Below are 24,103 nucleotides of genomic sequence, written 5' to 3' on the forward strand. Positions count from 1 at the left end.
CTTTTCAGTCGATGCCGACCATCACGTCCGAAGCCTTCGCCACGACATAGGCCTGCTTGCCCTTTTCGAGCTTGAGGTCGGCGACGGCTTCGTTGGTGATCGAAGCGGTGACGACGGTGCCGCCACCGATGTCGATTCTGACATGCGAGGAGGTGGCTCCCTTGACGATTTCGGTGATCGTTCCGTTGAGGACGTCCACGAGCCTCACTCGACCAGATGAGTTCCAGCAGCGCAGGCCTTCCCTTGTTATATCCATGCGGATATATCGGTTGGAGGCTTGAGCCGACCGGATTTCAGACCCAGGGAGAGTTTTCGATGACGCGCAGAGGTTTCGGGTTGAAAGCGATCGCCATTGGCGGTTTCGCGGCGACGTTGATGGCGGCAATGCCGGTAGCGCACGCGGAAGGCAAGGTCGTGGTGTTCGCGGCAGCCAGCCTCAAGGACGCGCTGGACGCGGTGAACAAGGCCTGCGAGGCCGATGTCGGCGGGGCCGCGACCGTCTCCTATGCCGCTAGTTCGGCGCTGGCCAAGCAGATCGAGGGCGGGGCGCCGGCCGACGTCTTCATCTCGGCCGACCTCGACTGGATGAAATATCTCTCCGACAAAAAGCTGACCAAGCCCGATACGGAAGTGAAGTTGCTCGGCAACGAGATCGTGCTGGTGGCGCCGAAGGATTCGACGGTCGAAGCCAAGATCGAGAAGGGCTTCGACCTCGCAAGGCTGGTCGGCGACGGCAAGCTCGCCATGGGCGACTTCAAGGCGGTGCCGGCCGGCAAGTACGGCAAGGCGGCGCTGGAATCGCTCGGCGTCTGGTCCTCGGTCGAGGGCAAGGTGGCGCAGGCCGAAAATGTCCGTGCGGCGCTCAAGCTGGTTTCAACCGGCGAAGCGGCCCTCGGCATCGTCTATGCCACCGACGCGCACGCCGAAAAGGGCGTCAAGGTGGTCGGCACCTTCCCCGAGGATTCGCATCCGCCGATCATCTATCCGGTTGCCCAGACCGCCGATTCGAAGGACAAGGATACGCCAGCCTTCCTGAAGTGCCTGCAATCCGCCAAGGCAGGTGCGCTCTTCAGGGAACAGGGTTTTACCGTGCTCACGCCGAGCAACTGAGTTCGAAAGGCCCCGATACCGCGAGATGACATGGCTGTTGGACCTCACTCCCGACGAATGGAATGCGGTCCGGCTGTCGATCAAGGTGGCGACGGCCGCGATGCTCGCCAGCCTGCCGCCGGGCATAGCGATCGCGCTGCTGCTTGCCCGGGGGGAATTCTGGGGCAAGACACTGCTCAACGGGCTGGTGCACCTGCCGCTGATCCTGCCCCCCGTGGTGACAGGTTATCTCTTGCTTTTGACTTTCGGCAGGCGCGGCCCGGCCGGCGCATTCCTCGCCGAGCATTTCGGCATCGTCTTCTCGTTCCGCTGGACGGGTGCGGCGCTCGCCTGCGGCGTCATGGGCTTTCCCCTGATGGTGCGCGCGATCCGGCTGTCGATCGAGGCGGTGGACCGAAAGATGGAGGCGGCCGCGGGAACGCTCGGAGCCAACCCTTTGTGGGTGTTCGGCACCATTACGCTGCCGCTGATCCTGCCCGGGCTGATCGCCGGCGCCATCCTGTCCTTCGCCAAGGCGATGGGCGAGTTCGGCGCGACGATCACTTTCGTCTCCAACATTCCTGGCGAGACGCAGACGCTGCCGACGGCGATCTACACCTTTACCCAGGTGCCGGGCGGCGATGAAGGGGCGCTGCGGCTGACGCTGATTTCCATCGTCATCTCGATGGCGGCACTGGTCGCCTCGGAAGTGCTGGCGCGGCGGGTCGGGCGGCGGATGGACATCGAATGAGCGTCCGTGTCGACATTAGCCACCGGCTTGGCGATTTCGCCATCGACGCCCGATTCGAGAGCGCCGGACGGCTGACGGCGCTGTTCGGGCCGTCGGGTTCCGGCAAGACGACGCTGATCAACATGATCGCGGGACTGATCCGGCCGGACAAGGGACGCATCGAGGTCGACGGCCGGGTGCTTGTCGACACCGGTGCCGGCATTTTCGTGCCAAGGCACAAGCGCCGCATCGGCATGGTGTTCCAGGATGCGCGCCTGTTTCCGCATATGAGCGTGAAGAGCAATCTGCACTACGGCCGTTGGTTCACGCCGGCGGCGGAACGCTACGCGGACATGGACAGTGTTGTCGAACTGCTCGGCATCGGCCCGTTGCTCGGGCGGCGACCGGCAAAGCTCTCGGGCGGCGAGAAACAGCGCGTGGCGATCGGCAGGGCATTGCTTGCCAGCCCGAGGCTGCTGCTCATGGACGAGCCGCTGGCCTCGCTCGACGAAGCGCGCAAGGCCGAGATCCTGCCCTATATCGAACGGCTGCGCGACGAAACGAAGATCCCGATCGTCTATGTCAGCCATTCGGTTGCCGAGGTGGCCCGGCTGGCGAGCGACGTGGTGATGCTGGCGCACGGCAAGGTCACCGCCGGCGGTCCGACCGAGGCTGTCATGCAAAGGCTCGACCTGTTGCCGGTCGAAGAGCGCGGCGAGGGTGGCGCCGTGCTGGACACCAAGGTGCTGCGCCACGACGAGACTTTCGGTATGACCGTGCTCGGCTCGGCCGCCGGCGAGATCCGGGTGCCGCGCCTTGCAATGAAGCCCGGGGCTCCCGTGCGTGTCCGCATTCGCGCTCGCGACGTGATGATCGCGACGGAGAAACCGACCGGCCTCAGCGCGCTCAACATCCTGCCCGGCACGGTCGTCGCGATCAGCCCGGGCGAGGGGCCAGCGGTCGAAGTCGGCATCGACTGCAACGGCGCAACCGTGCTGGCCCGCATCACGGAACAGTCGCGGCAGGTGCTTGAGCTGCGGCTCGGCGGCAACGTCTTTGCGGTGGTGAAGACCGTGAGTTTCGACCGGGCGAACACCGGCGCCGGCTTGCCGCTCGAGGTCGACGGCTGACAGCAGCGGTGACCGCCGCTATATTGTATTGGAATAACGGTCGCCTAAGCTGAAGCGATCGCGGAGGAGCAAAAATGCCGTCGCTGAGCTTGCGAATAAATCTCGATCCGGACGGACGGATAGGCCCTGGCAAGGTCGAGCTTCTGGAGCACATCGCCACCTTCGGTTCGATCTCGGCAGCCGCGCGCGGCATGGAGATGTCCTACAAGCACGCCTGGGATCTGGTCGAGGACATGAACCGGGTGTTCGGCAAGCCGCTGGTCTCGGCGCAAACCGGAGGCCACAAGGGCGGCGGCGCGCAACTGACGACGGTCGGCCTGGCGGTGGTCAGCCGTTTTCGCGCCATCGAGCGCGCAGCGACCGCCGCGGCAGCGACTCATATGGATGCGTTGCAGGCGGAGATTGAAGCGGGGTAGGGGAGTAAGGGAATAGGCAGTAGGCAGTAGGGCACCTAGTCCAATTTCTGGCCGGCAGAGATCTTTGTTCCGAATCATATCTGACGCGCGTCTAGTGTTCTTCCCTACTGCCTACTGCCTATTCTTCCGGCTTCCGCAGCAAATACGTGTCCATGATCCAGCCTTTTTCCCGGCGGGCTTCGTCGCGGCGCTTTTCGATCTCGGCGCCGACATCGCCGAGGCGGCCGGAGATGATGATCTCGTCCGGCGTGCCGAGATAGGCGCCCCATTGGATGAAAAGGTTCTTGTCCGCGAGCGTGTTGAAGGCGCATTTGCCGTCGAGCATGACGACGGCGCTGCCGGCATTGTCCGGCATGCCTTCCTCGGCCAGGCGGCGGCCGGTGGTGATCAGCACGGGATCGCCGATGCGGTTCAGCGCCGTTTTGTGGCTGGCGGCCAGGGCCTGGATGGCCGTTATGCCGGGGATGACTTCCAGTTCGAAGGCGACATGGCCCCTCAGGCGCACGCGCTCGAGGATGCGCAAGGCGCTGTCGTAGAGCGAGGGATCACCCCAGATCAGGAAGGCGCCGCAACCATCGGCGGCAATCTCGTCGCGGATCAGTCCCTCGTAGATGGCGGCGATGGCTTCGTGCCAGTCGTCGACGGTCGAGCGATAGGAAGACGTTGGTTCAGCGCGCACCGGCACGTCGAACTCGACCCTGCGTGAGGTCGGGTTGGTGACGAAGCGGTCGCAGATTTCGCGCCGCAGGTTGGCTAGGTCGGTCTTGTCGGCGCCCTTGTCGGGAATAAACAGGACGTCCGCCCGGTTCAGGCCTGATATGGCCTTGACGGTCATGTGGTCGGGATTGCCGGCGCCGATGCCGATGACGAGAAGCTTGCGCATGGCGCGAACTCCTGCCCGATCGTAACCTGTTAGTCCAGACCGCACGCGTGTCCAGACCGCTCCAGCGTGAGCACTGACGCGGAAGGACTTTGAAACGCCGCGTTGAAACGGCTAGGGTCCTGCGGGCATTCTCGCCGAGGAGGCTTTCATGCTGCGACATGTTCTGACCACCGTGCTGGCCCTGTCGGCTGCGCCGGCAATCGCCAATGATTCGGTTGCCGAGCTTGGCACCGGCGGTCTGATCCTGTCGCGCAGCGATGCCGTGGCGATGCAAAGCGAGGATCTTTTCATCTCGCCCGAAGAGGTGACGGTCGATTACGTCTTCCACAACAACACCGACAAGGATGTCGAGGCGATCGTCGCCTTCCCGATGCCCGACATTTCGGGCGATCCCGAAGAGATGCCGGCGATCCCCGAAAACCAGAGCGATAATTTCCTCGGCTTCGAGGTGACGATCGACGGCGCGCCGGCAAAGCCGCAACTCGAGCAGAAGGTGTTCGCGCTCGGCATCGATATCAGCGCCGATTTGAAGGCGCAAAACGTGCCCTTCAATCCGTTCGGCGACGCCGCCAAGGCGACGCTCGCGAAACTGCCGCAAACGGTGGCTGACGACTGGGTCGACCGCGGCATCATCATCGAGGATCCGGAAACCGAGAGTGGGCAAAAACCCGGCTATGCGCCGTTCTGGCAATTGCGCTCGACCTATTGGTGGCGCTCGACTTTTCCGGCCAACAAGGACGTTCACGTCTCGCACCGCTACAAGCCGAGTGTCGGCGGCACGTCGTCGGTGAGCTTTTTCAATGAGGGCCAGTTCCAGGGCTCATACGCAGGCTACAAGACCCGCTACTGCATGGACGACACCTTCGAGAATGCGGTGCGCAAGGCGGCGAAGGCCAATCCGGACGGTTATCCCAAATTCTACGAAAGCCGCATCGCCTATATCCTGACCACCGGCGGCAACTGGGCGGCGGGCACCATCGGCAAGTTCAAGCTGACCGTCGACAAGGGCAATCCGAAAGCCCTGGTCTCGTTCTGCGGCGACAACGTCAAAAAGGTCGGGCCGACGAGTTTCGAGATGACGGCGCACGATTTCTATCCCGAGCACGATATCGACATCCTCCTGCTCGAACCATCTGACAGCAATGGCGGGGACGCAAACTGATGCATGTCGCGATCTACGTCGCCATTGCCGAGAACGGCGTGATCGGACGGGACGGCGGGTTGCCCTGGCGGCTCTCCACCGACCTCAAGCGCTTCAAGGCCGATACGATGGGCAAGCCCATCATCATGGGCCGCAAAACCTTTGAAGGCATCGGCCGGCCCCTGCCGGGCAGGCTGAACGTCGTCGTTACGCGCGACAAGGCCTGGCGCGCCGAGGGCGTCGAGGTGGCGCATACTCTGGAAGCCGCGATCCAACTGGCGACCGTGCGCGGACGCTGCATGACAGGCGTCGACGAGGTCTGCATCATCGGCGGCGGCGAGATCTATGCCCAGGCGCTGCCGCTGGCTGACCGTCTGCACGTCACCCATGTGCTGGCCGCCGTCGATGGCGATGCGCATTTCCCGCCGATCGACCCTGATACATGGCACGTGGTCGGTTCGCAGGAGGTCCCATCAGGAGAAAAGGACAGCCACGCGACTCGCTATACGGTTTACGAGCGCCGCCGCGAGATGGTTTGAAGACAAAAACGCAATTGTAGGACGACAAAGGGTCGCTGCCGGCCCAAAACGGATGAAGTCGACAGGCATCGCGTTGAAAGCGTGCCGTGGCGTCCCTATAGAAGAACGACACTGGATTTGCGCCGTAACTGCGGCGCTTGAGGGAATTCCAAGCGAAAGGACATTCATGCCCTGGAACGACAAAGGTGGCGGAGGCGGCGGCCCGTGGGGTGGCGGCGGCAACAATCAGGGACCCTGGGGGCAGGGACCCAAGGGGCCGAGCGGCCCGCAGGGGTCGCCTCCCGACCTCGAAGACATCATTCGCCGTGGCCAGGATCGGCTGAGGCGCGTGCTGCCCGGCGGCGGTGGCGCCAGTCCGGCCGTGTTCGGGCTGATCGCCGCGGTGCTGGTCGTTTTGTGGGCCTTCCAGGCGGTCTATACCGTGCAGCCCGACGAGGTCGCGGTCGAACTGCGCTTCGGCAAGCCGAAGGCCCAGCTTTCCCAGCCAGGCCTGCACTTCCACTGGTGGCCGCTCGAGACCGTCGAGACGGCCAAGATTTCAGAGCAGCTCGTAGACATTGGCGGTGGCAATACCAGCGGCAACGGCCTGATGCTTTCGGGCGACCAGAACATCGTCAATGTACAGTTTTCGGTTGCCTATCAGGTCTCCGATCCCCGCGCTTACCTGTTCGATGTCTCCGACCCGGACGGTATGCTGAGGCAGGTTGCCGAAAGCGCCATGCGCGAAGCCGTCGGCCGCCGGCCGGCGCAGGACATTTTCCGCGACGACCGCCAGGGCATTGCCGCCTCAGTGCGCGAGATCATCCAGACGACGCTGGACGGCTACAAGGCCGGCCTACAGGTCAATGCCGTCTCCATCGAGGATGCGGCACCGCCACGCGAGGTTGCGGACGCGTTCGACGAGGTGCAGCGCGCCGAGCAGGACGAGGACAAGTTCGTCGAGCAGGCCAATCAGTATTCCAACCAGAAGCTCGGCCAGGCGCGTGGCGAGGCGGCCCAGGTCCGCGAAGACGCGGCCGCCTACAAGAACCGTGTGGTGCAGGAAGCCGAAGGTGAGGCCCAGCGCTTCATCTCGGTCTATGACGAATATGTCAAAGCCCCCGATGTCACGCGCAAACGCCTTTATCTGGAAACCATGGAGAGGGTTCTGAAGGACTCGAGCAAGGTCATCGTCGAACAGGGCAACGGACAAGGTGTCGTGCCTTATCTGCCGCTGCCCGCATTGCAGCCGAAACCGCCGGCGCCTGCTGCGCCCGCTGCGAAAACGGGAGGTACCCAGTGATGGCCAACCGTCTTCCCATCTTCGTCGTCGTAGTCGCGGTCATCCTGTTCCTGATCTATTCCTCGGTCTTCGTGGTCAATGCGCGCCAGCAGGCGCTGGTGCTGCGCTTCGGCGAGATCGTCGACGTCAAGACCGAACCCGGCATCTACTTCAAGGCGCCGTTCTCGTTCTTCGACGCCGACACGGTGCAACTGATCGAGAACAGGGTGCTGCGCTTCGATCTCGACAACATCCGCGTCCAGGTGTCGGGCGGCAAGTTCTACGAGGTCGATGCCTTCATCGCCTACCGCATCTCGGATCCGCGCGTCTTCCGTGCGGCGGTGTCCGGTCAGATCGAACTGGCTGAAGCGCGGCTCAGGACGCGTCTCGACGCTGCCTTGCGCCGCGTCTACGGTCTGCGCGATTTCGAGGCCGCGCTCTCCGAAGAGCGTGCCGTGATGATGCGCGAAGTTCGCGATCAGCTCAGGCCCGACGCCACGTCGCTCGGCTTGCAGATCGAGGACGTCCGCATCCGCCGCACCGATCTGACGGCCGAAGTCTCGCAGCAGACCTACGACCGCATGAAGGCGGAACGCCTGGCGGAGGCTGCGCGGCTGAGGGCACGCGGCAACGAAGCGGCACAGCGCATCACCGCGCGCGCCGATCGTGAAGTGGTCGAGATCGTTGCCGAAGCGCGGAAGGAGTCCGAGATCCTGCGCGGCGAGGGCGAAGCCCAGCGCAGCGCCACCTTCGCGGGAGCCTATCAGCGTGATCCGGCCTTCTTCGACTTCTACCGGTCGATGAACGCCTATGGCACCGCGCTGGATAACACCGGGACGACGATGGTGCTGTCGCCGAGCTCGGAGTTCTTCCGCTTCTTCCGCGATCCCGACGGCAAGGAAGGGCCGGCGAAGCCGCCGGCCCCCGCCGCGCCAGCTGCGGCACCTGCTGCGCCGACGACGGCACCTGCCGCGCCGACGACACAACCCAGCACCGGCCAGTAACGGCCCGTGCAGGATTTCTTCGCGGCGATAGGCCTGGTCCTCGTCATAGAGGGCCTGGTCTACGGCGGCTTCCCCGGCTTTGCGAGGAAACTCGCGGGCGAAGTGCTGTCGATGCCGGAGAATGCACTGCGGATTGGCGGGCTGGTGGCGATCGCCATCGGTGTCGGCGTCGTCTGGCTGATCCGAGGCGGGTAGAGGCGGGCGGTTTGCGGAATAACGCTCGATTTACACTCTGCCGATAGCCATAGCCGCAAACGTGCCGTATTTCTTGCCATCATGGCGCAACACGGCGTTTTCGTCGAAGCGCTTTTCTCTTTCAGAAATGCCGGGAGGCTTCTCGATGACATCCAACACCCTTTTGCGCGCCGCTCGACGGACGTTGGTCGCCGGCGCGGCAGCGCTTGTCCTGGGCACCGCCGCCGTTCCGTCCTTCGTGACGCCGACATTCGCCGCCGATGGACCTGCCTCGGTGGCCGACCTGGCAGAAGGCGTGCTCGGCGCGGTGGTCAACATCTCGACCTCGCAGACGGTGAAGGGCACCGAAGGTCCGGGCGCCGTGCCGATGCCGCAGCTGCCCGAAGGCTCGCCGTTCCAGGATTTCTTCGATGACTTCTTCAAGAACCGCGGCGGCAACAAGGACAATGGGTCGCAGAAGGTGCAATCGCTCGGTTCGGGTTTCGTCATCGACGCCGAGCAAGGGATCGTCGTCACCAACAACCACGTGATCGCCGATGCCGACGACATCGAGGTCAATTTTTCCGATGGCGTGACCTTGAAGGCTACCCTGGTCGGCACCGACACCAAGACCGACGTCGCGGTGCTGAAAGTCGATCCGAAAGGCCACAAGCTGACGGCGGTGAAATTCGGCGATTCCACCAAGATGCGCGTCGGCGACTGGGTGATGGCGGTCGGCAATCCGTTCGGCCTCGGCGGCACGGTCACGGTCGGCATCGTCTCGGCGCGCAACCGCGACATCAATTCCGGTCCCTATGACGATTTCATCCAGACCGACGCGGCGATCAACCGCGGCAATTCGGGCGGACCGCTGTTCAACAGCGCCGGCGAGGTCATCGGCATGAACACCGCGATCATTTCGCCGTCCGGCGGCTCGATCGGCATCGGTTTCTCCATTCCCTCGCAACTCGCCGCGGGCGTCGTCGAGCAGTTGCGCCAATATGGCGAGACGCGGCGCGGCTGGCTCGGCGTGCGTATCCAGCCGGTGACGGACGACATCGCGGAAAGCCTCGGCATGACGACCGCCAAGGGCGCGCTGGTGGCCGGCGTCATCAAGGGCGGGCCTGTCGACAACGGCACCATCCAGGCCGGCGACGTCATCATCAAGTTCGACGGCAAGGACATCCATGAAATGCGCGACCTGCCGCGCGTCGTCGCTGAAAGCCCCGTCGGCAAGGCCGTCGACGTGCTGATCGTGCGCAAGGGCGTCGAGCAGACGGTGAAGGTGACGCTCGGGCGGCTCGAGGATGGCGAGAAGCTCGCCAGCGGCGAGAATGGCAACACCGACCAGAACAAGGGCGGCGACAAGGCTCCGGCCGTCTCGACCGCCGCGGTGCTCGGAATGACGGTCGGCGAACTCAACGACGAGACGCGCAAGAAGTTCAGCATCGCCGGCGATGTCTCCGGCGTCGTCATCACGGATGTGGCCAAGGACTCCGCCGCCGCCGAACGCGGTATCCAGCCGGGCGAAGTGATCACCGAGATCGCGCAGGAATCGGTCGCCACGCCCAAGGACGTCATGGACCGGATCGGTGCCCTGAAGGAGCAGGGGCGCAAGAACGCGTTGCTGATGCTGGCGTCGAAGACCGGTGAGCTCCGATTCGTGACGATCCGGATGGATTGATCCGGTAGGGCCTGCAAAATCTGATTTTGATGGAAGGGGCGGTTAGAGAGCCGCCCTTTTTCTCGCCTGCCAATCCTGGCGAGACAGCCGGTAGAACACATGCCGCTTGAGCGCGGGGTGGCTGTCCGGAATGTCGGGATGGTCGAAGTCGCTGGCCGGCTCGGCGCTCATGCCGAGGCGTTTCATGACGGCGGTGGAGCGATGATTGTCGGCGACGGCGAAGGAGACGATCTCGTTGACGCCCAGCGTCTCGAAGCCGTAGGCGAGCCAGGCCTCCGCCGCCTCGGTGACGTAGCCCTTGCCCCAGTATTCCGGTGCCAGCCGCCAGCCGATCTCGATCGTGCCGGCCGGCAGGGAGGGCACATGATCGGTTTCGAGGAGCCCGACGAAGCCGATGCACTCGCCGGTGGCCGCGACCTCGGCGGCGGCAAAACCATAGCCGTCCTCGGCGATCCAGGATCGGAACTCATCCATCTTGGCGTCGGCGGTGGCACGGTCGCGGCGGAACGGGAAGAACTCCATCACGCGTTCATCGGAATTGATGCGATGGAACAGTTCGCGGTCGCGATCCTTCCAATTGCGCAGGATCAGGCGTTCGGTACGGATTGGTTTCATTGCACGAATTCTTCCTGCCTGTAGCCCTGCAGATAGAGCAGCGCGGTTAGGTCGGCATGGTCGATCCGGACTTTTGCCTGCGCCGCGACGCTAGGCTTGGCATGGAGCGCGACACCGGTGCCGGCCAGGCGGATCATGTCGAGATCGTTGGCGCCGTCGCCGACGGCGATGGCATCGGCCGGCGTCAGGCCAAGGCGCGCACAGATTTCGAGCAGCGCCTCGGCCTTGGCGGCGCGGCCGAGGATCGGCTCGCCGACCAGCCCGGTGAAGCGTCCATCCTGGTCGAGCAGGCTGTTGGCGCGGTTTTCCTGAAAGCCAAGCATCGCAGCGATGCGCGTGGTGAACACCTCGAAGCCGCCCGAGACGAGCGCCGTCCAGGCGCCGTTGGCGCGCATGGTCTGGACCAGCGCGCGGCCGCCCGAAGCCAGCGTCAGCCGATTGGCGACGATATGCTCGACCACGGCGGCATCGAGACCCTTGAGCAATGCCACGCGCTCGCGCAGCGCCGGCTCGAAGGCGACCTCGCCATTCATCGATCGCGCGGTGATGGCGGCCACGTGATCCTTGACGCCGATCTCGTCGGCCAGTTCGTCGATGCACTCCTGGTCGATCATGGTCGAATCCATGTCGGCGAGAAGGATTTTCTTGCGGCGTGTTTCGGCCTGCTGGACGATCACGTCGATGGGCTCGACGGCCAATGCGGCACGAAGGTTTACAATCGTTTCATCAGCCTGCGCCACTGGCGGCAAGGCAAGATCGCAGGCAATCCCCTCGGCCAGCCAGATGACAGCGCTTGCGCCCACCGACCGTGAGGCCATATTCGCAAGCGACGGCGACAGAGCGCGGTCAGCGGGATGGGAAACAAGCGTGGCAATGAGCGGCATCGAGAATTCCGGGACGGATGCGGGCAAAGGCCGCGTGAAGAACGCGATCCTGATAGCCGGGCCAACCGCCAGCGGCAAGTCGGCGCTGGCGCTCGAACTGGCCGAACGCACAGGCGGCGTCATCGTCAACACCGATTCCATGCAGGGCTATTCGGTTCTCGACGTTCTGACCGCCCGGCCGGAGGCGACCGAGCTCGCACGAGCGCCGCATTTTCTCTACGGGCATGTGCATCCCAGCTCCGCCTACTCGACCGGTGCCTGGCTGCGCGACGTGATGAAACTCATCGATGACGGCACGTTCTTCGAACGGCCTGACGGAGCGCTCTCGCGGCGGCCAATCTTCGTCGGCGGCACAGGCCTTTATTTTCGCGCGCTGGCCGAGGGTATTTCGGAAATGCCCGACATTCCGCAGCGAATCCGCGACCGCTGGCGCTGTGAGTTGAAGGAGCACGGCGCGGTCAAATTGCATGGCATCCTGCTGCGCGAGGATTTGAAAGCCGCCATGCAGTTGAAGCCGACCGACAGCCAGCGCATCGTGCGGGCGCTCGAGGTGCTCGACGCGTCCGGCCGGTCGATCCTCGAATGGCAGGCCGAGCGCGGCCGGCCGCTGATCGACAGGCAGAGCGCGCAGTTCCTGGTCATCGAGCCGGATCGGGCGGCGCTGGTCGACCGCATCGAAAGACGTTTCGACCGGATGCTGCACAAGGGCGCGCTGGAGGAAGTCAAGCAGCTTGCGGCCCTTCATCTGGATCCAGACCTGCCGGCGATGAAGGCGATCGGGGTTCGCGAGCTGCAGGCCGCAATGGCAGGGCAATCGAGCTTTCCCGAGGCGATCGAGCGCGCCAAGATCGCAACCAGGCAGTATGCCAAACGGCAGGCGACCTGGTTTCGACATCAGCTGGGGCCGGAATGGCGAAGATTGCGCCCCGATGACAATTTCGAAACCACGATCCAAACACTTGTTGCTAATGCAACTTGAAAAGTTGGCCTTGAGGGCAAGGTTCCCGCCGAAGTTGCCGGAATTAACGCTCCGTAAGCCGGTCCATGCCATAAGGTCCTGGGGTACTTTTCCATCGGGGAGCAGATGCGTTTTCACAAGGCGGAATCCGCTTTCTTCGTCTTCATCTTCGTGATCCTGGCTGCCGGCCTGGTGACGCTGCACTCCTATGGGCTCTTGCAATCCTTCGCCCCGGAACTCCATACGCAGTCGGGCCTGGACAAGGTCATCTACCTCAACAAGCTGTTGTTCGCGACGGGCGTGCTGCTTGCGACCGCGCTGTTTTTCGGCGTCTTCTTCATCTACCCGCTGATCCGCAAACAGGCGACGGAAGAAGGCAAACTTCGCGCCATGACGGTTTCGCTCAGCGCCCGCTCCGAAACGCTCGAGCACGCCGCCCTGACCGATGGCCTGACCGGCATGCAGAACCGACGCTATTTCGATGACGCGCTGAAGGAATATCTCGAGGAGTTCCGCCGCATCGAAAAGCCGGTCGGGCTGATGATCCTCGATCTCGACCATTTCAAGCAGGTCAACGACACGCATGGCCACGATGTCGGCGACGAGGTGCTCAGGGCGGTCGCCAGTTGCCTCAAGGACATGACACGCTATCACGACGTCGTGGCGCGCCTGGGCGGTGAGGAGTTCGCCGTTGTCACGCCCAATATGGAGGCGGACCTTCTGGCCAAATTCGCCGAGCGCATCCGCAAGGCGATCGCCAACATGTCGATCCTCTCCGGCAACAATGTCCGGCTCAAGATCACGACCAGCGTCGGGCTTGCCGTCTGGGACCGCAAGGAAACGGCGGAGGAGTTCTATCGCCGCGCCGACCGCCAGCTCTACGAAGCCAAGAGGCAAGGCCGCAATCGCGTCTGCGCCTGAAATCCCGTCACTAAATTCGTGATGCTGGCCGCTTGATGCCGACTTCTGCGCTTCCGGTGCTCACGGACCAAACGTCCGCTCCGCTCCGGTTCTCGAAGTCGACACCAATCGACTCAGCCTGACGAATTTCCTGACGGGATTTACCCAAGCTGTCCAGCGAAGCAGAACCACGGAAATTTGACGCGAAAGCAGGGGTTAAGCTCAATCGTTCTGCGGGCGCAGGCCGAAGGTGGCGGGTTTGAGGCCGTAGCGCGTGTCGAAATCTTCGTCCGACTGCACGCGCGCCGCCGCTGGCGCTTTACGATAGTCGGGGTCGCCGGCCTGCCGGCCGGAATCGACCACCTCGGCGAAGGCCATCGCCTGGCTCTGCGGTTTCGGCACGTTGCGCAGCCGCTCGACGATCGCCACCAGATCGACCTCGCCGGCTTTAGACGTCATTTCTTCGTCGCGCTTGGCCGTGCCGGGAAGCAGGTGAGCGGGCAGTCTTTCGAATTTCAGCCGCATGGTCGTCGCCACGCCTTCGCCGAAGGCGATTGCTTCGCGCTGGCCCATGGAGGACAGGAACGCGAGCGTGGAGGCGGACGAATCGGCTATTGCCGAGCGGATGATCGCCTGGTCCTGCTCGTTGGCGAGCCGCATGGCGAAGAAGGTCGAGCATTGCGACAGGATGGTCGGGTCGAGCTCGCCAGGGCGCTGGGTGACGACGCCGAGATAGCAGCCATATTTGCGGCCTTCCTTGGCGATGCGCGACAGCGCATGCCGGGTCGGCGCGAAGCCGAGACGAGCATCGGCCGGCATGTAGCGGTGCGCTTCCTCGCATAAAAACAGGAGTTGCAGCTTGCCTTCGCTCCACAAGGCAAGGTCGAAGGCTAGGCGCGCCAGCACCGAACAGACGGAATTGACCACTTCCGAAGGCATCCCGGCCATCTCGAAGCAGGTTACCGGTCGGCCATGATGCGGCACGCGGAAGATGTTGCCGATCGTCTCGTGGATGGTGTCCTCGATGAGGCGCGAATTGAACATGAAGCGGTAGCGCGGATCGGCAGCCGCGGATTCGATGCGCGTCTTCAACGATTTGAGCGTCGGGCGATCGTTCTTGCTTTCGAGCAAGCCCATGCGCTCGTCGATCTGCTTGAGCAGGTCGGCGATGCGATAAGGCACCGGGGTATCGGCGGTCAGCGCATCGCTGCCGCGCCTGAGGTAGGCGCCGGAATTGGGGTTGCGATAGAGGTTTTTGGCCATCGGAACGAGGTCGCGAAGAGCGTCGATCTCTTCCGGCACCGTTTCGCGTCCGCGAAACAGCACCTCGGCGAATTCCTCCAGCGTGAACATCCAGAACGGCAGGTCGAGTGTCTTGGAATCGACCCTGACGCAATATTCGGGTAGCGAGGCCGCGAATTCGTTGTGCGGATCGAGGATCAGGATGCGCAGGTCGGGTCGCGCCGCGATCGACTTGCGCAGCAGCAGCGACACGGCGGTCGACTTGCCGACGCCGGTCGTGCCGACAATGGCGAAATGGCGCGCCAGCGTATCGTCGATCGCGATGTTGGCGGCGATGGCCTCGTCTTGCGCCAGCGAGCCGATGGTAAGGGAATGGCGGCCGGCCAGGTCATAGACTGCCTGCAGGTCGCGGGTGCGGATGCGGTGCGCGACGGCGCCGATATGCGGATAGCTCGTGATGCCGCGGTCAAAGATCGGCTTGGCGCCGGGCTCGGCGCCGTCGCGCACTTCGCCGATCAGCTCGATGCTGACCTCGATGGCGTTCTGGCCCTCATTGCTCCAGGCGCGATCCGACTTGCCGATCGCATAGACCAGGCCAACGGTGCGCGTGGTGCCCAGATTGATGGAGATCATCTTGCCGACCGTCCACAGGCCGGTGACCGCGCCGTCGACATCCTCGGCATAGGCGCTGATGGTGGCGCGCGCGCCGTCGCATTGCACGACGTTGCCCAGGATGCGCCGAACGTTCTGCTCTGCGTTGCGGCGCTCCTGCGATGTCGGTTCTCCGACGGAAGCCTCGCGTTCGACATACATGGACAGGCCAATCCCCATTTCCCTGGAGACCGGACCCTACAGGATCGGGGTTAAGGTCGGATGAGGTCGGATGGTGTAGAGAGGATTAAGGTCCGGGTGAAAATTATCGTGAGATGGCTCTTCACTCGAGTTCCCTATTTCGCTATAATGGACGAATGGATGATATAGCGAACGATATTTCCTCGACCATCGGCAGGCGCATTCACGCCGAGAGGATCATGCGGGATTGGTCGCTGGCCGAACTCGCCGAGAGGTCCGGCGTTTCCAAGGCGATGCTGAGCACGATCGAGCGCGGCATGACCAGCCCGACCGCCGCGCTTCTGGTGCGCATCGCGGCGGCCTTCGGCATGACGCTCTCGACCCTCATCGCGCGCGCGGAATTGCAAGGCGGCGGGCTGCTGCGCACGGCCGACCAGCCGGTGTGGCGCGACCCCGATACGGGCTATGTCAGGCGGCATCTGTCGCCGGCCTGCGACATGCCGCTCGAACTGATCAAGGTCCATCTGCCGGCAGGCGCGAAAGTCAGCTTGCCGGCGGCTTCCTACGCCTTCATCAAGCAACAGATCTGGCTGATTTCGGGAAAACTCGAATTCACCGAGGGGGATCAGGTGCACAGGCTCGAGCCCGGCGACTGCCTGGCACTTGGGGCGCCGTCGGATTGCACCTTCCATGCGCTGGAGCCGGGCGCCGACTATCTCGTCGCGCTGGTCAGGGGCTGACATCATGGCAAGACGGCCAAAGCGCTCCCACAATGGGGGGCCGCCTCTTGACGACTACAAGGGACCGCCATGGGGCAAGGGCGATCCTTACATCTTCCTGGCCTGGCAGGCGGCGCACGCCAAGGCGTGGAAGGCGCCGAGCCGCGAGGTGATGCTGATGCGCATGGACAAGGCTGAACGGCTGGGCCTGACCTATGAGGAATACACGCTCGAGATCCTCGAGCGCGGTCGGCATCTCAGGGAAGAGGACACCGAACGCATCAGCGCCATCAAGGCCGCGCGCAAGCGGCGTCGTGTGCGCCATCTCGATTGACCCAGCGCTGTCGATCCCATCAATCGTTTCCAGAGGACCAGATATGAATGCCATAGAAATCGGGCCGTTGACCGCCAGCCAGGAAACACTCGCACTGCTGACGGATCTGCTGGTCGAAACGGTTGCCGCCGGCGGATCGGTCAGCTTCATGCATCCGCTGGCGCCGGAGGCGGCAAGGGCATTCTGGGAGACGTCGCTGGCCGCGGCGGCGCGAGGGCAAAGAGTGGTGCTTGGGGCATGGGACGGCGGGGCTCTGGTCGGCACCGTCACCTTGCTGCTCGACTGCCCGCCCAACCAGCCGCATCGGGCCGAGATCGCCAAGCTGATGACATCGGTCGAGCAGCGGGGCAGGGGTGTCGGGACACGCCTGATGCGGGCCGCCGAACGCCTTGCGGTGGAGAAGGGGCGCACGCTGCTGGTTCTGGATACGGCGACGGAGGAGGGTGCTTCAGGACTTTATGAGAAGCTCGGCTTCACCCTGGCCGGCGAGGTACCGGATTATGCGCTGAAGCCGCATGGCGGGCTGACGGGCACACTGATCTACTGGAAGCGTATCGGCACAGCGTCGCGGTAGCGCCGGTCAGGTCCGGGCCTTTCCGGCAAGGCGCTTTATCAGCCAGTGGCGGAAATCCTGCTCGGCGCTGGTCAGGTGCGCGGTCGACGGCCTGGTCAGAAAATGCCCCGACGTGCTGGGGAGCTCAAAATCGGAAAGCGGGACCAGCGCCCCACTGTCGAGCGCCGCGTCGATCAACGGGCGCGACCCCAGAAGCACGCCGGCACCGGCGCTCGCCGCCTCCATCGCGGCGACGAAACTGTCGAAGCGATGAGACCGCTGGGGATGGCCGGCCAATCCGGCCGCCGCGAACCATTCCGACCACATCTCGCGCGCGCCGGCCACGAGAAGCAGCGGCAGCGATGTCCAGTCGGCGGCCTTGGCCAAAGCCGGACTTGCTACCGGTACAAGCCGCTCGGCGGTCAGCCTCTCGGCCTCGCGTCCAGGAAAGGATCCATTGCCGAAACGAATGTCGAGCGCCGAGCCCGGCAGATCGTAGTCGGTCGGGCGGTGGATCGTCACCAGATCGAGCTGGACGCGCGGCAGCGCCTCGGCGAGATCGGGCAGCGCCGGAACCAATGCCAGCAAGGCAAACGAGATCGGCGCCCGAATCTGGACGGTCCGCACGGCGCGCGGTTCGAACAATTCCGTGGTGCTGCTGCCAATGGTGGCGAAGGCCGACTGGATGTGCGGCAGGTAGGCGGCGCCCTCGGGCGACAGCGCGACCCCACGCGCCAGCCGCGAGAACAGCCGCGTCTTCAGCCGTTCCTCGAGCAGCCGGATATGCTGGCTGACGGCCGCCTGGGTCAGGCCGAGTTCGGCAGCCGCCGCGGTGAAATTCGACAGCCGTGCCGCGGCCTCGAAACTGCGCAGCCAGTCGAGTGGAGGCAGCGTGGGGATAAATCTCCGAGCCATTACGAGAATTCGGCCTTTGGCTAAAAAATGATAATTTGAGTTATGCCTGCGGTGCGCTCAACATGCAATCGAAGCCCAGGATCTGGCCATGGGCGGATAGACACGGGAACCTGATCTCCATGTTGACCCACGCGCTGATCGGCGACGAAGGCAGAACAATCGAACTTGGCTGGCAGGATGGAAGGCGCACCCGCTTTCACGCCATCTGGCTGCGCGACAATGCGCTCGACGACAAGACGCGCAGCGCCGGCAATGGCCAGCGCTTGGTCACCATCCTCGACATTCCGGCCGGTACGAGAATTGGCGCTGCTTCGATCAAGGCCGAAGCGCTGGAGATCAGCTTCGAACCGGAGGGAAAAACGGTCAGCTTTCCCGCCCAATGGCTTGATGCAAACGCCTATGATCGCGACGAGACACGCCAGCCCGGTTGGACAGGCGATGTCATCCAGCGCTGGACCAAGGCGACGATGCAGAACTCGCTGCCGCGCGCCAGTTATCCGGCGGCCTTCCACGGCCGCGGTGTCCTGCGCGAATGGCTTTCGGCGGTGAGGACTTACGGCTTTGCGGTGATGGACGGGCTGCCGGCCGAATCCGGGGCGCTGTGCAAGGTATCCGACCTGTTCGGCTATATCAGGGAGACCAATTACGGCCGCTGGTTCGAAGTGCGCGCCGAGGTCAACCCGAACAACCTCGCCTACACCAATCTCGGCCTGCAGGCGCATACCGACAATCCCTATCGCGATCCGGTGCCGACGCTGCAGATCCTGTTCTGCATCGAGAACACGGTGAAGGGCGGTGAATCCAGCGTCGTTGACGGCTTTGCCGTGGCGGCCGCCCTACAGGCGGAAAACCCCGACGGTTTTCGGCTGTTGAGCTCCCATGCGGCGCGGTTCGAATATGCGGGGTCGTCCGGTGTGCGGCTGCAGTCCAAACGGCCGATGATCGAGCTCGGACCCGATGGCGAATTGATCTGCATCCGCTTCAACAACCGCTCGCTGGCGCCGACCGTCGATGTGCCGTTCGCCGACATGGATCGCTACTATGGCGCCTACCGCCGCTTCGCCGAACTGATCGAGGATCCGTCCTTCGAAGTCACCTTCAAGCTCGAGCCCGGCCAGGCCTTCATCGTCGACAACACCCGCGTCATGCATGCGCGCAAGGCGTTTTCCGGCACCGGCAAGCGCTGGCTGCAGGGATGCTACGCAGACAAGGACGGCCTGCTGTCGACGCTCGCCGCGATCGAACACGGCTTCAAGGAGGCCGCGGAATGAGCGGCCAGGATCTGAACGCGGACACCATCGTCGAATTCATCGCCGACATTTTTGAGCGCAGGGGTGCCGAATCCTATCTCGGCGAGCCGGTGACGATGTCCGAGCACATGCTGCAAGGAGCTTGGCTGGCGGAACAGGACGGAGCGCCCGAGGTGCTGGTGGCCGCCGCGCTGCTGCACGACATCGGCCACTACACCAGCGAGTTCGGCACCTATTCCCCCGACGATGTCGAGGACAAGCACCATGACGAGGCCGGCGGCGAGGTGCTGGCGCCGTTCTTCCCGCCGGTCATCGTCGAATGCGTCCGGCTGCATGTCGCCGCCAAACGCTATCTCTGCGCCACGGACCCGACCTATTTCTCCAGGCTGTCGCCGGCTTCGGTTCACACCTTGTCGCTGCAGGGCGGACCGATGAGTGCCGACGAGGTCGCCGCGTTCCGCAAGAACCCGTTCCACGAGGAAGCGGTGCGGGTTCGCATCTGGGACGAGGGCGGCAAGGTTGCAAATATGCGGACGCGGGCGTTCCGCGACTATGTGCCGTTGCTGCAGCGCGTCGTGCACGACTTCGCCAATCGCGCCTGACGCGACCAATCACCGCGAGACAGCCATGTGTTTCTCCTTCGATGGCGAAAGCGCGGTGGCCGCACACCGGCCGGAGACCTGCGGCGAGCGTTTGGCTGCCGCAAGTGCTCTCGCCCCGGTTGTCGATCATCCGAGCGGCGGGCTCAGCCCTCCCGCCGCCGCGGTTTCGTTCAAACCCCTCGAGGCAGGACTAAGCCTTGTGATGAACCTCCTGCAATCCGTAGACCGGTGTGGGCAAGCCAGCTTGCCGGGCTTTTAGCTGCAGCGCCAGATATTGCGAATAGTGGCGCGACTGATGGAGGTTGCCGCCATGGAACCACAGCGCCTCCTGCTGGGTCGGCTTCCACATGTTGCGCTGCTCGCCTTCCCAGGGGCCGGGATCCTTGGCGGTGTCGGAGCCAAGGCCCCAGACCTTGCCGACCTTGTCCGCCACCTCCAGCGAAATGAGGTCCGCCGCCCAGCCGTTCATCGAGCCGTAGCCGGTGGCATAGATGACGAGATCGGCCGGCAATTCGGTTCCATCGGCGAATTTGACACCGGTTTGCGTCAGCTCCTGAACCGCGGCGCCTGGTCCGCTCTTGAGCTTGATCGAACCGTCGATGACGAGGTCGCAGGCGCCGACATCGATGTAGTAGCCTGAACCACGGCGCAGATATTTCATGAAGAGGCCCGAGCCGTCATCGCCCCAGTCGAGCAGGAAGCCGGCCTTTTCCAGGTCCGCGTAGAACTTGGCGTCGCGTTCCTTCATCTGCTGGTAAAGCGGGATCTGGAATTCGTGCAGGATGCGGTAGGGCAGGGAGGCGAAGATCATGTCGGCCTTGCGTGTCGTCATGCCGTTCTCGACCGCCTGCTCCGAATAGAGCGCGCCGAGCCCAATATCCATAAGTGTATCGGACTTGACGATGTGCGTGGAGGAACGCTGCACCATAGTCACATCAGCGCCACCCTCCCAGAGTGCCGCGCAGATGTCGTGGGCGGAGTTGTTGGAGCCGATGACAACGACCTTCTTGCCGCGGTATTTGTCGGGACCTGGATGGGTCGAGGAATGCTGCTGCTCGCCCTTGAAGATGTCCTGGCCCTTGTATTTCGGCCAGTTCGCCTTGCCGGACATGCCGGTGGCCAGCACCAACTGCTTGGGCTTGAGCACGATCTCTTCGCCGTCGCGTTCGACCACGACGGTCCATTCCTTGGTCTTCTTGTCGTATTTCGCGGATTTCGCCGAGGTGGAGGACCAGTAATTCAGTTCCATCACCTTGGTGTACATCTCGAGCCAGTCGCCGATCTTGTCCTTGGGCGCGAAGACCGGCCAGTTCTTGGGGAAGTCGATATAGGGCAGATGGTCGTACCAGACCGGATCGTGCAGGCAGAGCGACTTGTAGCGCTTGCGCCAGGAATCGCCGGGGCGCTCGTTCTTCTCGATGATGATGGCTGAAACGCCGAGCTGGCGCAGGCGCGCGCCGAGCGCGATGCCGCCCTGGCCGCCGCCGATGATCACGACATAAGGCTGCTTGCTGCGGCCGAGTTCGGCGAGTTCATCGTCACGTTCCTCGCGCCAGGATTTCCTGTCCTTGCCGTGGCCGTGTTTGGCGCCAAGCGGGCGGGTGAACCCCGCCTTTTCCTCATGGCCTTTGAGTTCGGCCATGGTGGTGAGCAAGGTCCAGATCAGCTCGCCCTTGAACCGCACCAGGCCGAAACCGCGCGCCACCTCGGTCTCGAAGGTGATCCAGGCGGTGGTGACGCCGTCCGCCTCGGTCGCCTCCTCGCCTTCGGCCACTTTCCATTCGCTCGGCTTGGTTCCAGCCAGGGTCGCCGTCAGCATGTCGCGCACCTGATCCTGGCCCTCCATCGTCCTCAGGTTCCAGGTGAAGGTGACGAGGTCGCGCCAGTAGCAATCCGCCTGGAAACAGTTGACGGCCGCGTCGATGTCGCCGGTCTCCAGCGCCTTGCCAAACTTGTCGAGCAGCGCTTGCGCCTTCGTTGTGGGTGTTCTCTCGAGCATGGTTTCTCCTCCGGTTGTCGGTTTCCAAGAGCGCCTGTTCAGGCTTCCACTGGAACAGCAAGCGGCCGGCCAGGACCTCCCTACCTGGGGAAGGGACTCCCATTCGCCGGCAACGCGTCTCCTCCCAGGCACGTCGTCAGCCCGGGATAGTGGTGCGTCGATGGGACGGGCTCAACTGTACTATGGTAGCGCGTGGCGGAGCCCTATCTCACAGGCGAGTGAATTCGTGCCGTACCCCATTGACGACCCCGCGCGTTCGCCTTTATGGTCCGCCACCATGAAAACGGCACTCATTCTCGTAGGAAGGCGCGTGGGCAAGGCGGTGTAACCGCCGGGCGAAGACCTCCCATGCGCACACACAGGCTCCCTCGGGGGCCTTTTTTATTGCCTGAAACACGACTAAACGACCAGCAACGCCCAAATGGCGACAGTACGGGACCAGACCGATGAGCAATGGACAGAGTGAGCGGCGCGAGATGCCAAGTAGGGAAATGACTGGCGCCGAAATGGTGGTGCAGGCGCTGAAGGACAATGGCGTCAAGCATGTCTTCGGCTATCCGGGCGGCGCCGTTCTCCCGATCTATGACGAGATTTTCCAGCAGGACGAGGTCGAGCATATTCTCGTGCGGCACGAGCAGGGCGCCGGCCACGCCGCCGAGGGCTATGCGCGGTCGACCGGCAAGGCCGGCGTCATGCTGGTGACATCGGGCCCGGGCGCCACTAATGCGGTGACGCCGCTACAGGACGCGCTGATGGATTCGATCCCGCTGGTCTGCCTGACCGGCCAGGTGCCGACTTCGCTGATCGGCTCCGACGCGTTCCAGGAATGCGATACGGTCGGCATCACGCGCCCCTGCACCAAGCACAACTGGCTGGTGAAGGACGTCAACGAGCTCGCCGCGACCATCCACGAGGCCTTCCATGTCGCGACGACCGGCCGTCCCGGTCCGGTCGTGGTCGACATCCCGAAAGACGTGCAGTTCGCCAAGGGCTTCTATGTCCCGCCGCAGATCGCGCCGCGCACCAGCTACCAGCCGAAAGTCCAGGGCGACCTGGAGAAGATCAAGGCCGCGGTCGAACTGATGGCTACCGCCAGGAAGCCGGTCATCTATTCGGGCGGCGGCGTCATCAATTCCGGCCCGGAAGCGAGCCATCTCCTGCGCGAACTGGTGGATCTCACCGGTTTCCCGATCACCTCGACGCTGATGGGTCTCGGCGCCTATCCGGCCTCGGGCAAGAACTGGTTGGGCATGCTGGGCATGCACGGCACCTACGAAGCCAACATGGCCATGCATGATTGCGACGTGATGATCTGCATCGGCGCGCGTTTCGATGACCGCATCACCGGCAGGCTGAATGCGTTTTCGCCGAACTCGCGAAAAATCCATATCGATATCGATGCGTCCTCGATCAACAAGAACGTCCACACCGAAGTGCCTATCATCGGCGATGTCGGCCGGGTGCTGGAAGACATGGTGCGGCTGTGGCGGGCAACCGCCAAGACCGACAAGAAGGCGCTCTATCCCTGGTGGGAGCAGATCGCCAAATGGCGCGCGCGCGATTCACTCGCCTTCAAGATGAACAACGACGTGATCATGCCGCAATACGCCATCCAGCGGCTCTATGAACTGACCAAGACCATGGACACCTACATCACCACCGAGGTCGGTCAGCACCAGATGTGGGCGGCGCAGCACTATCATTTCGAGAAGCCGAACCGCTGGATGACATCGGGAGGCCTGGGCACGATGGGCTACGGCCTGCCGGCCGCGCTCGGCGTGCAGATCGCGCATCCCGATGCACTGGTCGTCGACATCGCCGGCGACGCCTCGGTGCAGATGACCATGCAGGAGATGAGCGCGGCGGTGCAGCACGATGCACCGATCAAGATCTTCATCCTCAACAACCAGTATATGGGCATGGTGCGGCAGTGGCAGCAGCTGCTGCACGGCAATCGTCTGTCGCATTCCTACACCGAGGCGATGCCGGACTTCGTCAAGCTGGCCGAGGCCTATGGCGGTCACGGCATTCGCTGCGACAAGCCCGACGAACTGGACGACGCGATCAAGGAGATGATCTCGGTCAGGAAGCCGGTGCTGTTCGACTGCCGCGTGGCAACGCTCGCCAACTGCTTCCCGATGATCCCTTCGGGCAAGGCGCATAACGAGATGCTGTTGCCCGACGAGGCGACCGACGAGGCGGTTGCCAATGCCGTCGACGCCAAGGGCAGGGAACTGGTGTAGACGACGAGCCGAGGCAGGGCTTGTCAAAAGAAGCCGTGCGAAAACA

26 protein-coding genes are annotated in these 24,103 nt (G+C 63.6%); 18 read left to right on the top strand and 8 right to left on the bottom strand.

The window, feature by feature from the left end; all coding sequences use genetic code 11:
- Positions 1-4: 4 nt before the first annotated feature.
- On the bottom strand, positions 5-199 hold the full coding sequence (locus FJ970_RS15565) for a TOBE domain-containing protein (protein ID WP_227792140.1): 195 nt from the start codon (positions 197-199) through the stop codon (positions 5-7).
- 116 nt (positions 200-315) lie between these two features.
- Here FJ970_RS15565 and modA point away from each other — a divergent pair, with 116 nt between their 5' ends.
- The 4 genes from modA (at position 316) to FJ970_RS15585 (ending at position 3,365) form a co-directional block, all read left to right on the top strand.
- On the top strand, positions 316-1,110 hold the full coding sequence (gene modA / locus FJ970_RS15570; RefSeq protein WP_140758107.1) for a molybdate ABC transporter substrate-binding protein: 795 nt from the start codon (positions 316-318) through the stop codon (positions 1,108-1,110).
- 25 nt (positions 1,111-1,135) lie between these two features.
- On the top strand, positions 1,136-1,840 hold the full coding sequence (gene modB / locus FJ970_RS15575) for a molybdate ABC transporter permease subunit (RefSeq protein ID WP_140758106.1): 705 nt from the start codon (positions 1,136-1,138) through the stop codon (positions 1,838-1,840).
- A complete protein-coding gene (gene modC / locus FJ970_RS15580; RefSeq protein ID WP_140758105.1) occupies positions 1,837-2,949 on the top strand; it encodes a molybdenum ABC transporter ATP-binding protein in 1,113 nt (370 codons plus the stop codon). The genes modB and modC overlap by 4 nt, the downstream gene beginning before the upstream one ends.
- Before the next feature lie 74 nt (positions 2,950-3,023).
- Entirely contained in the window at positions 3,024-3,365 is a 342-nt protein-coding gene (locus tag FJ970_RS15585; protein ID WP_140758104.1) for a winged helix-turn-helix domain-containing protein, read from the top strand.
- A 118-nt stretch (positions 3,366-3,483) separates the two neighbouring features.
- Here the strand turns inward: FJ970_RS15585 and cobF are convergent, their stop codons facing one another.
- Positions 3,484-4,248 carry a precorrin-6A synthase (deacetylating) gene (cobF, locus tag FJ970_RS15590; protein ID WP_140758103.1) on the bottom strand — a complete coding sequence of 255 codons (765 nt, stop codon included), beginning with the start codon at positions 4,246-4,248 and terminating at the stop codon, positions 3,484-3,486.
- A gap of 148 nt (positions 4,249-4,396) precedes the next feature.
- Here cobF and FJ970_RS15595 point away from each other — a divergent pair, with 148 nt between their 5' ends.
- From FJ970_RS15595 to FJ970_RS15615, 5 genes are all read left to right on the top strand, one after another.
- Positions 4,397-5,410: a DUF4424 domain-containing protein gene (locus FJ970_RS15595; RefSeq protein WP_140758102.1), complete on the top strand. Its 1,014-nt coding sequence runs from the start codon at positions 4,397-4,399 to the stop codon at positions 5,408-5,410.
- On the top strand, positions 5,410-5,928 hold the full coding sequence (locus FJ970_RS15600) for a dihydrofolate reductase (protein WP_140758101.1): 519 nt from the start codon (positions 5,410-5,412) through the stop codon (positions 5,926-5,928). The genes FJ970_RS15595 and FJ970_RS15600 overlap by 1 nt, the downstream gene beginning before the upstream one ends.
- Before the next feature lie 166 nt (positions 5,929-6,094).
- Positions 6,095-7,210: an FtsH protease activity modulator HflK gene (gene hflK, locus FJ970_RS15605; protein ID WP_140758100.1), complete on the top strand. Its 1,116-nt coding sequence runs from the start codon at positions 6,095-6,097 to the stop codon at positions 7,208-7,210.
- The gene (gene hflC, locus FJ970_RS15610) at positions 7,210-8,193 is read left to right on the top strand and encodes a protease modulator HflC (RefSeq protein WP_140758099.1); all 984 of its coding nucleotides are present in this window, start codon (positions 7,210-7,212) and stop codon (positions 8,191-8,193) included. Before hflK ends, hflC begins: the two co-directional genes overlap by 1 nt.
- Positions 8,194-8,199: 6 nt before the next feature.
- On the top strand, positions 8,200-8,388 hold the full coding sequence (locus FJ970_RS15615; protein WP_140758098.1) for a DUF2065 domain-containing protein: 189 nt from the start codon (positions 8,200-8,202) through the stop codon (positions 8,386-8,388).
- A 30-nt stretch (positions 8,389-8,418) separates the two neighbouring features.
- Here the strand turns inward: FJ970_RS15615 and FJ970_RS33625 are convergent, their stop codons facing one another.
- Positions 8,419-8,544 carry a hypothetical protein gene (locus tag FJ970_RS33625; RefSeq protein WP_263489008.1) on the bottom strand — a complete coding sequence of 42 codons (126 nt, stop codon included), beginning with the start codon at positions 8,542-8,544 and terminating at the stop codon, positions 8,419-8,421.
- Between FJ970_RS33625 and FJ970_RS15620 the strand changes: the two genes are divergently transcribed.
- Positions 8,534-10,051 carry a DegQ family serine endoprotease gene (locus tag FJ970_RS15620; RefSeq protein WP_140758097.1) on the top strand — a complete coding sequence of 506 codons (1,518 nt, stop codon included), beginning with the start codon at positions 8,534-8,536 and terminating at the stop codon, positions 10,049-10,051. The genes FJ970_RS33625 and FJ970_RS15620 overlap by 11 nt on opposite strands.
- Before the next feature lie 42 nt (positions 10,052-10,093).
- On the opposite strand, the gene FJ970_RS15625 is transcribed toward FJ970_RS15620, so the two are convergent.
- Positions 10,094-10,666 carry a GNAT family N-acetyltransferase gene (locus FJ970_RS15625; protein ID WP_140758096.1) on the bottom strand — a complete coding sequence of 191 codons (573 nt, stop codon included), beginning with the start codon at positions 10,664-10,666 and terminating at the stop codon, positions 10,094-10,096.
- Entirely contained in the window at positions 10,663-11,550 is an 888-nt protein-coding gene (serB, locus tag FJ970_RS15630; RefSeq protein ID WP_140758095.1) for a phosphoserine phosphatase SerB, read from the bottom strand. The genes FJ970_RS15625 and serB overlap by 4 nt, the downstream gene beginning before the upstream one ends.
- Between serB and miaA the strand changes: the two genes are divergently transcribed.
- The gene (gene miaA / locus FJ970_RS15635; RefSeq protein WP_140758094.1) at positions 11,540-12,529 is read left to right on the top strand and encodes a tRNA (adenosine(37)-N6)-dimethylallyltransferase MiaA; all 990 of its coding nucleotides are present in this window, start codon (positions 11,540-11,542) and stop codon (positions 12,527-12,529) included. The genes serB and miaA overlap by 11 nt on opposite strands.
- Before the next feature lie 105 nt (positions 12,530-12,634).
- Complete coding sequence (locus FJ970_RS15640) at positions 12,635-13,429, top strand: GGDEF domain-containing protein (RefSeq protein WP_140758093.1); 795 nt, start codon at positions 12,635-12,637, stop codon at positions 13,427-13,429.
- 201 nt (positions 13,430-13,630) lie between these two features.
- On the opposite strand, the gene FJ970_RS15645 is transcribed toward FJ970_RS15640, so the two are convergent.
- Entirely contained in the window at positions 13,631-15,463 is a 1,833-nt protein-coding gene (locus tag FJ970_RS15645) for an ATP-binding protein (protein ID WP_140758092.1), read from the bottom strand.
- Between the two features lie 155 nt (positions 15,464-15,618).
- Between FJ970_RS15645 and FJ970_RS15650 the strand changes: the two genes are divergently transcribed.
- Genes FJ970_RS15650 through FJ970_RS15660 form a run of 3 tightly spaced genes read left to right on the top strand, consistent with a single transcriptional unit; the run spans position 15,619 to position 17,069 of the window.
- Entirely contained in the window at positions 15,619-16,182 is a 564-nt protein-coding gene (locus FJ970_RS15650) for a helix-turn-helix domain-containing protein (RefSeq protein ID WP_140758091.1), read from the top strand.
- Between the two features lie 4 nt (positions 16,183-16,186).
- Complete coding sequence (locus FJ970_RS15655) at positions 16,187-16,495, top strand: hypothetical protein (RefSeq protein ID WP_140758090.1); 309 nt, start codon at positions 16,187-16,189, stop codon at positions 16,493-16,495.
- A gap of 43 nt (positions 16,496-16,538) precedes the next feature.
- Positions 16,539-17,069 (top strand): GNAT family N-acetyltransferase, encoded by a 531-nt coding sequence (locus tag FJ970_RS15660; RefSeq protein WP_140758089.1) that lies wholly within the window; start codon positions 16,539-16,541, stop codon positions 17,067-17,069.
- Positions 17,070-17,075: 6 nt separating this feature from the next.
- Here the strand turns inward: FJ970_RS15660 and FJ970_RS15665 are convergent, their stop codons facing one another.
- Positions 17,076-17,963: a LysR substrate-binding domain-containing protein gene (locus FJ970_RS15665; RefSeq protein ID WP_140758088.1), complete on the bottom strand. Its 888-nt coding sequence runs from the start codon at positions 17,961-17,963 to the stop codon at positions 17,076-17,078.
- Between the two features lie 119 nt (positions 17,964-18,082).
- On the opposite strand from FJ970_RS15665, the gene FJ970_RS15670 reads away from it, so the two are divergent.
- Both FJ970_RS15670 and FJ970_RS15675 read left to right on the top strand, forming a co-directional pair.
- Positions 18,083-19,234, top strand: a complete 1,152-nt coding sequence (locus FJ970_RS15670; RefSeq protein WP_140758087.1) for a gamma-butyrobetaine dioxygenase — start codon at positions 18,083-18,085, stop codon at positions 19,232-19,234.
- Positions 19,231-19,815 (top strand): HD domain-containing protein, encoded by a 585-nt coding sequence (locus tag FJ970_RS15675; RefSeq protein WP_140758086.1) that lies wholly within the window; start codon positions 19,231-19,233, stop codon positions 19,813-19,815. Before FJ970_RS15670 ends, FJ970_RS15675 begins: the two co-directional genes overlap by 4 nt.
- Positions 19,816-20,005: 190 nt before the next feature.
- On the opposite strand, the gene FJ970_RS15680 is transcribed toward FJ970_RS15675, so the two are convergent.
- Positions 20,006-21,814: an NAD(P)/FAD-dependent oxidoreductase gene (locus FJ970_RS15680; protein WP_140758085.1), complete on the bottom strand. Its 1,809-nt coding sequence runs from the start codon at positions 21,812-21,814 to the stop codon at positions 20,006-20,008.
- 491 nt (positions 21,815-22,305) lie between these two features.
- Between FJ970_RS15680 and FJ970_RS15685 the strand changes: the two genes are divergently transcribed.
- Positions 22,306-24,057 (top strand): acetolactate synthase 3 large subunit, encoded by a 1,752-nt coding sequence (locus tag FJ970_RS15685; RefSeq protein ID WP_246682545.1) that lies wholly within the window; start codon positions 22,306-22,308, stop codon positions 24,055-24,057.
- Positions 24,058-24,103 lie beyond the last annotated feature (46 nt).

Source organism: Mesorhizobium sp. B2-1-8 (genome assembly GCF_006442545.2).
GTDB lineage: Bacteria > Pseudomonadota > Alphaproteobacteria > Rhizobiales > Rhizobiaceae > Mesorhizobium.

What these genes read in the sequence shown, in the direction of transcription:
- modA (WP_140758107.1), top strand. Translation starts at nt 316, where the DNA reads ATGACGCGCAGAGGTTTCGGGTTGAAAGCGATCGCCATTGGCGGTTTC.
- modB (WP_140758106.1), top strand. Translation starts at nt 1,136, where the DNA reads ATGACATGGCTGTTGGACCTCACTCCCGACGAATGGAATGCGGTCCGG.
- modC (WP_140758105.1), top strand. Translation starts at nt 1,837, where the DNA reads ATGAGCGTCCGTGTCGACATTAGCCACCGGCTTGGCGATTTCGCCATC.
- FJ970_RS15585 (WP_140758104.1), top strand. Translation starts at nt 3,024, where the DNA reads ATGCCGTCGCTGAGCTTGCGAATAAATCTCGATCCGGACGGACGGATA.
- cobF (WP_140758103.1), bottom strand. Translation starts at nt 4,248, where the DNA reads ATGCGCAAGCTTCTCGTCATCGGCATCGGCGCCGGCAATCCCGACCAC.
- FJ970_RS15595 (WP_140758102.1), top strand. Translation starts at nt 4,397, where the DNA reads ATGCTGCGACATGTTCTGACCACCGTGCTGGCCCTGTCGGCTGCGCCG.
- FJ970_RS15600 (WP_140758101.1), top strand. Translation starts at nt 5,410, where the DNA reads ATGCATGTCGCGATCTACGTCGCCATTGCCGAGAACGGCGTGATCGGA.
- hflK (WP_140758100.1), top strand. Translation starts at nt 6,095, where the DNA reads ATGCCCTGGAACGACAAAGGTGGCGGAGGCGGCGGCCCGTGGGGTGGC.
- hflC (WP_140758099.1), top strand. Translation starts at nt 7,210, where the DNA reads ATGGCCAACCGTCTTCCCATCTTCGTCGTCGTAGTCGCGGTCATCCTG.
- FJ970_RS15620 (WP_140758097.1), top strand. Translation starts at nt 8,534, where the DNA reads ATGACATCCAACACCCTTTTGCGCGCCGCTCGACGGACGTTGGTCGCC.
- FJ970_RS15625 (WP_140758096.1), bottom strand. Translation starts at nt 10,666, where the DNA reads ATGAAACCAATCCGTACCGAACGCCTGATCCTGCGCAATTGGAAGGAT.
- miaA (WP_140758094.1), top strand. Translation starts at nt 11,540, where the DNA reads ATGAGCGGCATCGAGAATTCCGGGACGGATGCGGGCAAAGGCCGCGTG.
- serB (WP_140758095.1), bottom strand. Translation starts at nt 11,550, where the DNA reads ATGCCGCTCATTGCCACGCTTGTTTCCCATCCCGCTGACCGCGCTCTG.
- FJ970_RS15640 (WP_140758093.1), top strand. Translation starts at nt 12,635, where the DNA reads ATGCGTTTTCACAAGGCGGAATCCGCTTTCTTCGTCTTCATCTTCGTG.
- FJ970_RS15645 (WP_140758092.1), bottom strand. Translation starts at nt 15,463, where the DNA reads ATGTATGTCGAACGCGAGGCTTCCGTCGGAGAACCGACATCGCAGGAG.
- FJ970_RS15650 (WP_140758091.1), top strand. Translation starts at nt 15,619, where the DNA reads ATGGATGATATAGCGAACGATATTTCCTCGACCATCGGCAGGCGCATT.
- FJ970_RS15655 (WP_140758090.1), top strand. Translation starts at nt 16,187, where the DNA reads ATGGCAAGACGGCCAAAGCGCTCCCACAATGGGGGGCCGCCTCTTGAC.
- FJ970_RS15660 (WP_140758089.1), top strand. Translation starts at nt 16,539, where the DNA reads ATGAATGCCATAGAAATCGGGCCGTTGACCGCCAGCCAGGAAACACTC.
- FJ970_RS15665 (WP_140758088.1), bottom strand. Translation starts at nt 17,963, where the DNA reads ATGGCTCGGAGATTTATCCCCACGCTGCCTCCACTCGACTGGCTGCGC.
- FJ970_RS15670 (WP_140758087.1), top strand. Translation starts at nt 18,083, where the DNA reads ATGTTGACCCACGCGCTGATCGGCGACGAAGGCAGAACAATCGAACTT.
- FJ970_RS15675 (WP_140758086.1), top strand. Translation starts at nt 19,231, where the DNA reads ATGAGCGGCCAGGATCTGAACGCGGACACCATCGTCGAATTCATCGCC.
- FJ970_RS15680 (WP_140758085.1), bottom strand. Translation starts at nt 21,814, where the DNA reads ATGCTCGAGAGAACACCCACAACGAAGGCGCAAGCGCTGCTCGACAAG.
- FJ970_RS15685 (WP_246682545.1), top strand. Translation starts at nt 22,306, where the DNA reads ATGACTGGCGCCGAAATGGTGGTGCAGGCGCTGAAGGACAATGGCGTC.